The organism is Ardenticatena maritima, assembly GCF_001306175.1.
In the GTDB taxonomy this organism is placed as follows: Bacteria; Chloroflexota; Anaerolineae; order Ardenticatenales; family Ardenticatenaceae; genus Ardenticatena; species Ardenticatena maritima.
Genome location: NZ_LGKN01000003.1, coordinates 413855 through 426060, shown reverse-complemented (window position 1 = coordinate 426060; position 12206 = coordinate 413855). Strand labels below are relative to the sequence as shown.

Annotated in this window: 8 protein-coding genes; 2 read left to right on the top strand and 6 right to left on the bottom strand. The window is 61.9% G+C overall.

The features are described 5' to 3' along the window. Positions 1-1866 carry an ABC transporter permease gene (locus tag SE16_RS15235; RefSeq protein WP_082381960.1) on the top strand — a complete coding sequence of 622 codons (1866 nt, stop codon included), beginning with the start codon at positions 1-3 and terminating at the stop codon, positions 1864-1866. A gap of 143 nt (positions 1867-2009) precedes the next feature. Next, positions 2010-5042 (top strand): excinuclease ABC subunit UvrA, encoded by a 3033-nt coding sequence (gene uvrA / locus SE16_RS01910; protein WP_082374419.1) that lies wholly within the window; start codon positions 2010-2012, stop codon positions 5040-5042. A gap of 57 nt (positions 5043-5099) precedes the next feature. Here uvrA and SE16_RS01905 read toward each other — a convergent pair whose 3' ends face one another. Genes SE16_RS01905 through SE16_RS01880 form a run of 6 tightly spaced genes read right to left on the bottom strand, consistent with a single transcriptional unit; the run spans position 5100 to position 12205 of the window. Then, positions 5100-6284 carry a class I SAM-dependent methyltransferase gene (locus tag SE16_RS01905; protein WP_054493941.1) on the bottom strand — a complete coding sequence of 395 codons (1185 nt, stop codon included), beginning with the start codon at positions 6282-6284 and terminating at the stop codon, positions 5100-5102. A 6-nt stretch (positions 6285-6290) separates the two neighbouring features. Next, complete coding sequence (ltaE, locus tag SE16_RS01900) at positions 6291-7313, bottom strand: low-specificity L-threonine aldolase (protein ID WP_060687126.1); 1023 nt, start codon at positions 7311-7313, stop codon at positions 6291-6293. A gap of 36 nt (positions 7314-7349) precedes the next feature. Next, a complete protein-coding gene (locus tag SE16_RS01895; protein ID WP_060687124.1) occupies positions 7350-8624 on the bottom strand; it encodes a hydroxymethylglutaryl-CoA reductase, degradative in 1275 nt (424 codons plus the stop codon). Further along, a complete protein-coding gene (locus SE16_RS01890) occupies positions 8621-10594 on the bottom strand; it encodes a histidine kinase N-terminal 7TM domain-containing protein (RefSeq protein ID WP_160316958.1) in 1974 nt (657 codons plus the stop codon). Before SE16_RS01890 ends, SE16_RS01895 begins: the two co-directional genes overlap by 4 nt. A 48-nt stretch (positions 10595-10642) precedes the next feature. After that, positions 10643-11428: a phosphatidate cytidylyltransferase gene (locus SE16_RS01885; protein ID WP_054492588.1), complete on the bottom strand. Its 786-nt coding sequence runs from the start codon at positions 11426-11428 to the stop codon at positions 10643-10645. Between the two features lie 36 nt (positions 11429-11464). Further along, on the bottom strand, positions 11465-12205 hold the full coding sequence (locus tag SE16_RS01880) for an isoprenyl transferase (RefSeq protein WP_161804498.1): 741 nt from the start codon (positions 12203-12205) through the stop codon (positions 11465-11467). Position 12206: the final 1 nt, after the last annotated feature.

Sequence of the window (12206 nt, the reverse complement as noted above, 5' to 3'; positions counted from 1 at the left end):
ATGCAGACACTTCTTGACGGACTCACCGAAGCCATCCGCCTGCTCCTCAGCGGCGACCCCGCCATCCGCGAGATTGCCGGGCTGACGCTCTTTGTTTCCGGCACAGCCACCCTGCTCAGCCTGCTAGTGGGGTTGCCGATTGCCACCTTGCTGGCGTTCACCCGTTTTCGTGGGCGCACACTCCTCATCAGCCTGGTCAACATGGGCATGGGCATGCCCCCCGTCATCGTCGGGCTGGTGGTGGCGCTCTTGCTCTGGCGCAGTGGTCCCCTGGGTGCATTGGGGTTGATTTACACCCCCGCCGCCATGATTCTGGCGCAATCCCTGCTCGCGTTGCCGCTCATCATCGGGTTGAGCCAAGCCGCGCTCGAACACCTGGACCCCCGCTTGCGCTGGCAACTGCTCGGCTTGGGTGCTTCCCCCGCGCAACTGGTCGCAACGTTGCTGTGGGAAGCGCGCTTGCCCATCCTTGCCGCGGTCATGGCGGGCTTTGGTGCGGCGCTCTCCGAGGTCGGCGCTTCCATGATGGTAGGGGGCAACATCGCCCACCAAACCCGCGTGCTCACCACAGCCATTGTGCTTGAAACAAGCCGCGGACACTTCGCCACCGCCATGGCGCTGGGGCTGTTGCTTCTTCTGCTGGCATGGTTGGTCACCTTTGCGCTCACCACCCTGCAACACCGCACCACGCCCGACACCGCGCCCCCCGCACCACCCCCCACGCCGCCGCGCCCGCCTGCACCGCTTCCACCGCCACGCCCCCACACGGCGGACGCACGCCCCCGCGTCCACCTGCACAGTGTGCGCGTGGAAGAAGGCGGACGCACCCTGCTCGACATTCCCCATTTCGACATTTTCGACGGGCAAACCCTCGTCGTCATGGGACCCAACGGCGCAGGCAAAAGCACGCTTCTGCTCCTGCTGGCGGGGTTGCGTCGCCCCACGCAAGGGCGCTTGGTCTGGTGCGGCGAACCGTTGCCACCCCGCCCCCCCACCGCCTACCGCCGACGGCTCGCCCTCGTCATGCAAGCGCCGCTCTTGCTCGACATGTCGGTCGCCGAGAATGTAGCGCTCGGCTTGCGCTTCCGCGGGCTGAACGCAGACGAACGCACGCAGCGCGTGCAAACCTGGCTGGAACGCCTCGGCATCGCGCACCTGGCGGAACGCCGCGCCCGCACGCTCTCCGGTGGTGAAGCCCAACGTGTGGCGCTCGCCCGTGCGTTCGCCACCGAACCCGACCTGCTCTTGCTCGATGAACCGTTCAGCGCCCTTGACGCACCCACCCGCCACACCCTGCGCGCCGACCTGGCGCGCCTGTTGCGTGAAACTGGGCAAACCGCCGTGCTCATCACCCACGAACGGGACGAAGCCGCCATGCTCGGCGACCGCATCGCCGTCATGTTTGGGGGGCGCGTGCGCCAGGTGGGCACGCCCGAAGAGGTGTTCGGGCGCCCCTGCGATGAAGACGTGGCGGCATTCGTCGGCATCGAAAACATCTGGCAGGGGCGTGTACTCGCTTCACACGGGGGCGTGAGCCGCGTGCAAGTGGGCGGCACAACGTTGGACGTTGCCGCGCCGCTTCGCCCCGGCGAACATGTGCGGCTGGGGCTGCGCCCCGAAAGCGTGGTGCTCTGGGCGGCGCACGCGCCCATCCCGCCGTCGAGCGCGCGGAACAGCGTGCGCGGCACGGTTGTGGGGATTGAAGCCGTGGGAACCGCCTTGCGGCGCGTCTTCATCGCCTGCAACGGCATGACGCTGGTGGCGCTCATCACGCACCAATCCGCCGAAACGTTGGCGTTGCGCCCCGGCGCGCCTGTGCAAGCCGCCTTCAAAGCCACAGCCATCCACATCTTTTCGCCCGCCTGAACCGCCCCAATCCCCGCATCGCCGCTTCGCCAAAACCAGCATCGTGGCTATAATCCCCGTGCGATTCCGACCCACACACATTCACGGCTTCGTCTGTAAGCCGTGTTTCTTTTTGAAAAGACCAAACAGGACGTGTGAAACCTATGACGGACAAAATCATTGTACGTGGCGCACGTGTTCACAACCTGAAAAACATTGACCTGGAAATCCCGCGCGACAAACTCATCGTCTTCACGGGGCTTTCGGGCTCCGGCAAATCATCACTGGCGTTCGACACGCTCTACGCCGAAGGGCAACGCCGCTACGTCGAAAGCCTTTCATCCTACGCCCGCCAATTCCTCGGGCAAATGGAAAAGCCCGACGTAGACCAAATCGAAGGGTTGTCGCCCGCCATCTCGATTGACCAGAAAGGCACCAGCCACAACCCACGCTCCACGGTGGGAACTGTCACCGAAATTTATGACTACCTGCGCTTGCTTTTCGCCCGTGTCGGGACGCCCCACTGCCCACAATGCGGTCGTCCCATCACGTCGCAAACCGTCCAGCAAATTGTGGACGCCCTGCAACGCCTGCCCGACGGGAGCCGCATTCAGATTCTGGCGCCGGTGGTGCGGGGGCGCAAAGGACACCACCAGCGAGTGTTTGAGGATATTCGCAAAGCGGGCTTTGTGCGCGCCCGTGTGGACGGCGAAATTTATGACGTCAACGAAGAGATTGAACTGGACCGCTACAAGTTGCACACGATTGAAATCGTGGTTGACCGCCTCGTCATTCGGCACGAGCACAGCCACGATGATGAAACCCGCCTGGCGGACAGCGTCGAAACGGCGCTGGAACTGGGGAATGGTCTGGTCGTGGTCAACGTGATTGACCCCGAAGACCGTTCGCAATCGCGCGATTTGATTTTCAGCGAGCAATTTGCGTGTGTACAGTGCGGCATCAGCATCGGCGAAATCGAGCCGCGCACCTTTTCGTTCAACTCACCCCACGGCGCATGTCCCGAATGCCAGGGGCTGGGCATCAAGCAAGAAATTGCGCCGGAACTGGTTGTGCCCAACCCCGATCTCTCGCTCAACGAGGGCGCAATCGCCCCGTGGAGCCGCGCCAGCACCACCGAATCGTTCTTCAAAAACCTGCTGGAATCCGTCGCCGAACACTACGGCTTCTCACTCGATACGCCCTGGAAAGACCTGTCGCCCTTCCACCAAAACATCATTCTCTACGGAAGCCGCGGGCAACCCGTCAAAGTGCGCTACAAAGCCCGCAACGGGCAAATGCGCATCTACGAAACCGTTTTTGAAGGCGTCATCCCGAACCTGGAACGCCGCCACAAAGAGACCACCAGCGACTACATGCGCTCCGAAATCGAGCGCTACATGGCTGAATACCCTTGCCCCGCCTGCAACGGCACACGCCTCAAACCCGAAGCGCGCGCCGTGCTGGTGGCGGGCAAAAGCATCACCGACGTGGTCAACATGTCGGTCGAAGAGGCGCTTGCCTGGGTGCGCGAGGTGATGAACGCCCCCACCATTGACCCGAACATGGTTGTCGAACAGGAAGGCACGCTCTCCCAACTCACCACCACCCAGCGCCAAATCGCCGACCAAATTCTGCGCGAAGTGGAAGCCCGCCTCGGCTTTCTGGCGGACGTAGGATTGGGCTACCTGACGCTTTCCCGCTCGGCGAACACGCTTTCAGGTGGTGAATCCCAGCGCATCCGCCTCGCCACTCAAATCGGCTCGCGGCTGGTGGGCGTGCTCTACATCCTCGATGAACCCAGCATCGGCTTGCACCAGCGCGACAACGAGCGCCTCATCCGCACGCTCGAAAAAATGCGCGACCTCGGCAACACCCTCATCGTGGTTGAACACGACGAAGACACCATCCGCGCCGCCGACTGGATTGTTGACCTTGGTCCCGGCGCGGGGGAACATGGGGGGCGCGTGGTGGCGACGGGCACCGTCGAAGATATCATGAACAATCCCAACTCCATCACCGGACGCTACCTCAGCGGCAAAGCCTACATTCCCGTGCCCCCCAAACGGCGCGACGGCAATGGCAAATCACTCATCATCAAAGGCGCACGCGAACACAACCTGAAAAACATCACCGTCGAAATCCCGCTCGGCAAATTCATCTGCGTGACAGGCGTCAGCGGGAGCGGCAAGAGTACCCTGGTGGTTGAAATTTTGTACAAGCGGCTGGCGCAACTTCTGCACCGCGCCAAAGCGCACCCCGGCGAACACGACGCCATTCTGGGCATCGAACACATTGACAAAGTCATCAACATTGACCAATCACCCATCGGGCGCACGCCGCGCTCCAACCCCGCCACATACACCACCGTCTTCACCGCCATCCGCGAACTCTTTGCCACCTTGCCCGAAGCCAAAATGCGCGGCTACAAGCCGGGGCGCTTCTCGTTCAACGTGAAAGGCGGGCGCTGTGAAGCCTGCCAGGGCGACGGCGAAATCAAAATCGAAATGCACTTCCTGCCCGATATTTATGTCAAATGCGAAGTCTGCAAAGGGCGGCGCTACAACCGCGAGACCCTGCAAATCAAATACAAAGGCAAAAGCATCGCCGACGTGCTGGACATGACCGTCGAGGAAGCCCTCGAATTTTTCGAGAATGTGCCCAAAATTCGGCGCAAACTGCAAACCCTCTACGACGTCGGCTTGGGCTACATTCGGCTTGGGCAACCCGCCCCCACGCTCTCAGGCGGCGAAGCCCAGCGCGTGAAACTGGCGAAAGAACTGTCGCGTGTGGCAACCGGTCGCACGCTCTACATTCTGGACGAGCCGAGCGTGGGGCTGCACACGCACGACGTCGCCAAACTCATCCGCGTGCTCAACCGCCTGGTCAACAAAGGCAACACCGTGCTGGTCATCGAACACAACCTCGACATCATCAAAGTCGCCGACCACATCATTGACCTTGGTCCCGAAGGTGGGGCGGGCGGCGGGCAAATTGTGGCGCAGGGCACGCCCGAAGAAGTTGCCGCTACACCCGGCTCGTTCACGGGCTACTACCTGAAAGCGGTGCTGGAACGCGCCACCTACGGCGAATGGCCGCCGGAAGAAGACCTTGCCCCGTTTGATGACGAAGCCGAAGATGAAGAAGCCGAACAAGAGGAAGAACGGCTAGACGAAGAAGCCGAAGAACTGCTGAACTAACCCCCGCCACACCACAAGGCGACGCACGCGATGGGTGCGTCGCCTTTTTTACTACGTTCAGGTCGCCTCTTCCGCCACAATCATCCACGGTTGACCCTGGCAACGTGTGAGGAAGACGGTGAACGTCTGCTCACCCGCACCGCGCGGCAACTTGCGCCGAAACGCCATCGGGTCCACCGCAAACCCCCGTTTCTTGACGACAACGTCGCCAGGATTGAGGGCGCGGAGCCACTTTTTGAGCGTTTTCAGGTGAAACGCGCCATGCTGCACAATGCGCCAACGCCGTGCCAGCGGCGTCTCAACGGCTTCATCACCGCTCAGGTAGGCAATCGTGGGGTCGAGCAGGGCGGCGTTGAGGCGAACGGCAAGGTGGCGCACCGCGCCCGCACGAATGACCGCGCAATCCGGTTCGTAGAGCCAGCCGTGCGGCGGCGCAACGGGCACATCGGGGGCGGGCGTCTCAGCCGCCAGATGGTGCGGCCCCGGCAGACAGGTTGCCAGACGTTGCGCTGTGGGTTGCAACGCGCCGAAGGTGAGCAAGGCTTCCTTGCATGCGCCTGCTTCCGAAATGATTTCAAGCGCGCCATCGGGCGGGAGTTCCGCATCGCGCACGCCGGGATGGAGTTTGACCGCCAGCGCCGCCACGTGCGCCCGCAAGGCGAGAATGCGGTCGAGCGGCGGTTCCAACGCCTGCACGTGGAAGAGCCGCCGACCATCGCGCCGACGGGCGGGGTCCACAAACGCCGCTTCAACGCCTTCCAGGGGCAACGTTGTCCAGTCGGCGCAAACCACGCGCACGCGCGCCGCCAGCCCCAGCGCCGCCACGTTGGCTTCCGCCAGCGCCGCCCGCACGGGGTCGCGTTCGACGGCGAGCACGCGGCAACCGGCTTCGGCAAGCGCAATCGTATCCGCGCCAATGCCGCACCCCAAGTCTGCCACATGGGCGAAAGGTGCAAACCGTTGAGCGCGGTAGGTCGCCACCGCCCGACTGCTTGCCTGCTGCAAGGCTTCGTCGGTGTAGAGCAAGGCGTCGGCGTGCGGGAATTTGCCCACCGCCCGCCGTCGCAAGCGCGCCTGGTCGAGCAACGCCGCGGCTTCGTCGGGTGAAAATTCGCGGCGCAGGTGGGTGAGAAGCGCCAGCGTGTTTTCCGCGCGCAGGTCTTCATCGGCGAGCCGCGCCAGCGCACGCTGAGCACGTTCGCTCAGCAAAAAGCGCACCGTCTCAAGCGTAAGCGCCCGCATGCGCCCTCATTCAGCCCGCTGGATGACATCCAGCGCCTGCTCGATGTCCGCCTCGGTGATGCCGTAATGCGTCACCGCACGGTAGCGCCGCCCGCCAATGGGGTTGATGAGCACGCCCTCGGCACGCCAGCGCGCCGCCCGCGCGGCGGGGTCGGTTTCATCCGGTTGCTCAAAGATGACGATGTTGGTTTCCACGGGATGCAAAATGCGGTAGCCCAACGCCGCCAACCCTTCGGCAAGGCGCTGAGCGTTGGCGTGGTCTTCCGCCAGGCGGTCGCGCATTTCGGTCAGCGCGACAATGCCCGCCGCCGCCAGCACCCCCGCCTGGCGCATTCCACCGCCCAGCAGTTTGCGTTTGCGCACCGCCTCAGCGATGAAGTCGCGGCTACCGACGACCAAACTTCCCACCGGCGCCGCCAATCCTTTGCTGAGACAGACGCTCAGGCTGTCGAACGGTTCCGCCAGCACCGCCGGCTCCACACCGAGCGCCACGGCGGCGTTCCAGAGCCGCGCGCCATCGCAGTGCAGGCGCAAACCGTGGCGGTCGGCAATCTGGCGCACGCGCCAGAGGTAATCGGGGGGGAGAACGCGCCCGCCCATGCGGTTGTGCGTGTTTTCAAGCGAGATAAGGCGTGTGCGCGGGTCGTGGGGGTCGTTGGGGCGCACGCCCGCTTCAATCTCGGCGGGGTCCAACGTGCCGTCCGGCTGGTTGGGAATCACCCAGGGGTGAATGGCGCCCACCGCCGACGCGCCGCCGGCTTCGTAGAGGTAGGTATGCTGGGCGTTGCCGACGATGTACTCATCGCCGCGCCCACAATGCACCAGCAGGCAAATAAGGTTGCCCATGGTGCCGCTGGGCACAAAAAGCGCCGCCTCTTTGCCGAGCAGTTCCGCCGCCATGGCTTGCAGGCGGTTGACCGTGGGGTCTTCGCCATAGACATCGTCGCCCACGTCGGCTTCGGCCATGGCGCGCCGCATGGCGGGCGACGGCTGGGTGACCGTATCGCTACGCAAGTCAATCAATCGCATAAAGCCCCCTTTTGTGTGCCTGTGGGTGTTTGCACGCTACGCCTCATATTCGGCAAGCAATTCGCGCGCACGTTCCACGCGGATGTTGCGCTCGGCAACCAGGCGCGCGGCGATTTCATCCACCAGGGCGCCCGTCGCCCCCGCCGCGAGCGCCACTTGCCGCGCGTGGAGCGCCATGTGCCCTTGCTGAATGCCCTCGGTGGCAAGCGCCCGCAACGCCGCCATGTTCTGCGCCAACCCAACCGCCGCCATAATCTGCGCCAGGTCGCTGGCGCTTTGCACGCCCAGCATTTTGAGCGCCACTTGCGCGGTGGGGTGGGCTTTGGTCGTACCGCCCACCACGCCCACCGCCAGCGGCAGTTCGATTTCGCCGAAGAGGTCGCCTTCGGGCGTGCGCCCAAAGCGGGTGAGCGAGGTGTAGCGTCCTTCGCGGGCGGCGTAGGCGTGTGCGCCCGCCTCGATACCGCGCCAGTCGTTGCCCGTCGCGACGGCGACGGCGTCAATTCCGTTGAGAATGCCCTTGTTGTGCGTTGCGGCACGGTAGGGGTCGGCGGCGGCAAACGCCCAGGCTTCGATGATGCCTTGAATGACGCGGTCGGGGTCGAATCCGCTGGCGGCAAAGGCGTCGCGCGTCCAGACAGCGCGGGCGCGGGCAAGGCGGCGGTCGGCGAGGTTGCTGAGGATACGCAGGTTGACGCGCCCCCCTGTGAGCGCTTCAATGCGCGGCGCCAGCGCTTCGCATGTGGTGTTGATGGCGTTCGCCCCCATGGCGTCGCGCGTGTCCAGCAAAATGTGGACGATGAGCATGGGTCCCGCAGGCGTATCAGGCAAATGGCGCACTTCGATGCCCTTCGCACCGCCCCCCAGTGCCACAATCGTCTTGTGCAGGCGGTTGGCTTGCGCCAGCAGTTCTTCCTCAGCGGCGAGCAGGGCGCGGGTTGCGGCTTCGATGTCGGGCACGTCCAGCACTTGGATTTGACCAATCATGATGGGGGGATCGCTTTCGGCGGTAAAACCGCCGCCGTCGCGCGCCAGTTTGGCGGCAAACGAGCACGCCGCCACGATGCTCGGTTCTTCAACCGCCATGGGCACAACCACTTCGCGCCCATTGACAATGAAGTTCACCGCGACACCGAGCGGCAAGGCGAAAATGCCAATCACGTTTTCGATGAGGCGGTCGGCGCGCTCCAAATCAAGGCATGTGTGCAAGATGCGTTGCTCATCGGGCGACAGGCGGCAAAATTCAGCAATGCGCGCCACACGTTCTTCAACAGAGAGTTTGTAAAATCCGCTAAAAGGCGTTGTCGTCATTGGTTCGTCCCTTTTTCGTTTTTGTCAGCCGTTGCATGTTCATCGGTTGCGGATGCCAGAGTTTCTTCTTCCGCCAGGGCTTGCTCCATTGCCAGAATCGCACGCGCCAATTCTTCGATGGCCGCACGCTGTTTGCGGTACAGGTCGCTTTCGCTCATGGCAAGGCGTTGGGCAACGTCGCGAGAACGATACCCTTGAATGAATTTGAGGTCGAGAATGTTGTAGAGCAACCACTCCTGCTGGCTATGCGCCTGCCCTTCGGGCGGTTTCAAGGCTTCCATGGCTTCGGTCAGCACCGCCCGCAAGGCTTTGGCGGGGTTGTTGTCGAATTCGCGCAGGCGCTGGCGCACCACGCGCAAATGCAAGAGCGGACTTTGGGTCAGGCGTGGACCGCCCCAGTAGTCGCGCAAGGCGTCTTTCACAAATTGGGGAAAATCGGCGGCCTGGAGCGGGGTATGCTGCAATACCGCTGTTGGCGCGGTGTAGGGCACGGTTGTGCGCCAACGCTGGATATTGTCGAATTGGGGTTGCAGTTGTTTCAGCAATGTGAGCACCCCTTGCTGCAAATGGCGGTCTTCCAGCGAGATTTGGGCTTGTTTCAGCAAGCGGTCGAGCAAGTTGCGTTCGCGGTCGCTCATTTCGCCCAACTGGGTGGGCATTTGCACGGCCAGCAACCCCAGCAGAAACGCGCCATCTTGCGAGCGGAGCGGATAGAGCCGCAAGCCGTGGCGTTCAGGCCATGTTGTCAGGTCGTCGGCTGCAATGTCGCCGTTCAACCCCGCCAGTTCGGTCAAGTCAAAAGCGTTGAGAAACGCTTGGGCAACGCTGGGGTCGCCCGAAGACGCCGCCACCGAAAAGCGCCCTTCATCCAGCACAATCACAAAACCGTGCTCAACGCGGAGCAAATCGCAAATCGAGGTGAGAATGTTTTCCAGCACTTGATTGATGTCGCTGGCGGTGAGCATGCGGTCGCGCAACGCCCGCCACAGTTGAATTTCGGAGCGGTCGCGCTGGTAAACCAGCAGGTCGTACACGGGCTTGAGCCACTCCAAAATCACCTGGTAGAAGATAATCCCCCCCACGATGATGAAGACGAGCACGGTTTCGCGTGGAAGCCCCAACCACTCTTCCAGCGGCGGCAACAACAAGACCGCCGTCAAGACGAAAAGCCCAAGGAGGGGCCCCTGGAAGATGTACGTCACCAAATCATGTTTGATGACGCGGTCGGGTGCGAGTGCGCCCAAATACGCCACGCTGTACGTCATGACGACGATCATGGTGCCAACCCCAATGTTGCCTACCAGAAGCAGGATGATAATCACCATCGGCGGCAAGCGGGCGGGCACACTCGCCAGCAACAAATAGGGGTAAACCGCCAGGCCGGGCGCGGCGAACGAGGCCACCAGGTAGGTCATGCGGCGGCGTGAGGTGGGCGTCAAGGCGCGTTGGCGCGCCCACAGCGTGTTGGCAAAGCCCCACGCCGAGGTGATGAAGAAGTACGCCACGAAAACCCAAAAGAAGGGACCCGCGGTGAGTTGGGTCGCCCACGGTGCGTAAGCAACCGCGCGGTCTACAATCAGGTCGGTTGTCCAAACGAGGATGAAAAAGAGCCCACCTGTGGCATACGCCACGACGGTCGCCCAGCGCCGAAAACGGGAGACATTGCCCGTGCTGCGCAAGAGCGCGTCGCTAAAATGCAGGTAGGCGGCGGGCACCATCGCGATGCCAATCCACTGCAATTTGAGCCAGCCCGTCGCCGCTTCGGGGTTATTGACCTGGGCAATCACCACATCCACGCCATTCACAATGGTGACAAACCCCAGCAAAGCGGCAAACGCGCGGGCGGCGGAATTGCGGAAGTTATGCGTGACGATGTAAACGAACAGCGAAAATGTCAGCAGCAAATTCGCCGCTGAAATTGCCAAATTCAATCGGTTGAGCAGTTCTAACAACAGATTATTGGAATTCATGGGCATTGTACCGTGCGCGTTGCAAGCCTCGATGCCGTGAGTGAGACCTTACCCCAACCAGTAGGTAAGGAAAAACGCCACAGTGGTCACGAAAATCAGGCTATCCACACGGTCGAGCACCCCACCATGCCCAGGAATGAGATGACTGCTATCCTTCACGCCCGCACGGCGTTTGAGCATACTTTCCGCCAAATCGCCATACACAGCCGCTAGCGATAAAGCAACACCGATGAGAATGGTCAAGCGCCAATCCAGCGCAAGCACACGTGTGCCATACACCAGCATAGCACCGATACACGTGAAAACACCACCAAAGACGCCTTCCCATGTCTTTTTCGGGCTATAGCGTGGCGAAAAGAGGTGCCGACCAAACATCCGCCCCGTCAAATAGGCGCCGCTGTCTGTTGCGGTCGTGGCAATGACCACCAGCACCACCCACCATAACCCATCTTCACGATTGCGCAGGAGCACAAGCAACATGCTGGGCCATCCGAGATAGAGCGTGGCGGCGACGAGGGTGCTCCATTCACGGATTTTGTCATGGGAGTCATCAAGCGCCAGTTGCAAAACCAGCCCCCCCAAGACCAGCACAGAGAGCCCCAGCGCCACCACGACCAGATCGCCTTGCGCTGCACCACTCACAAAAGCCAGCAACGCGGCGGCGGCCGGCAGCAGCAGATGCTGATAGCGCGTTTTCAACACCATGCGCAAGAATTCCCACGTGCCCAGCAATGTAGCGACAAAGACAAGACCCGCAAACAGAAAACCGCCCCGCCAGAGTGGCAGGGCTATGAGAGCAATCAAGACCAGGGCGCTAACGATGCGAGTTCGCATGAAGACTGCTTCCTCAAATTGTTGCGCGCGCCATGCTTACGCTTTTTGCGGCACACGCCCAAAGCGGCGCTCGCGGCGAGCGTATTCGAGAATGGCTTTGCGCAACTCTTCTTTGTCGAAGTCTGGCCAAAACGTCGGTGTCGAATAAATTTCGGAATACGCCGCTTGCCAGAGCAAAAAATTGCTCAGACGATACTCTCCGCCCGTGCGAATGACCAGGTCGGGGTCCGGGCACGGGTAGGTGTAGAGGTAGCGGCTGAACGTTTCTTCGTCGAGCGTATCAGGATCGAGCCCTTCTTTCATAATGCGACGGCACGCATCCAAAATCTCGGCGCGGCCACCGTAGTTGAACGCGACATTCAAAATCAGGCGGTCGTTGTCTTTGGTGTATTCCACCGCCTTGCGAATTTTCTTCTGTAAACGGGGCTCGATACCTTCCATGCGTCCAATATGGCGAATCTGCACCCCCTGCGCATGCAACGATTCCAACTCGCGGTCAATGACACGCTCCAAAATGCTCATCAAGCCGCGCACTTCGCGCGGTGGGCGGTTCCAGTTCTCGGTCGAGAACGCGTAAATGGTCAAGATTTCGATGCCAAACTCGACACATGCTTCCAGGATGCGGCGCAAATTGTCCGTTCCGGCACGATGCCCCGCCAAGCGAGGCAAACCGCGTTGTTGCGCCCACCGCCCGTTGCCGTCCATGATAATGGCGACATGGCGCGGGATTTTTTCGGGGGGCAAATCAAACGGCTGTTCGCTCATCTCTTGTCCCATG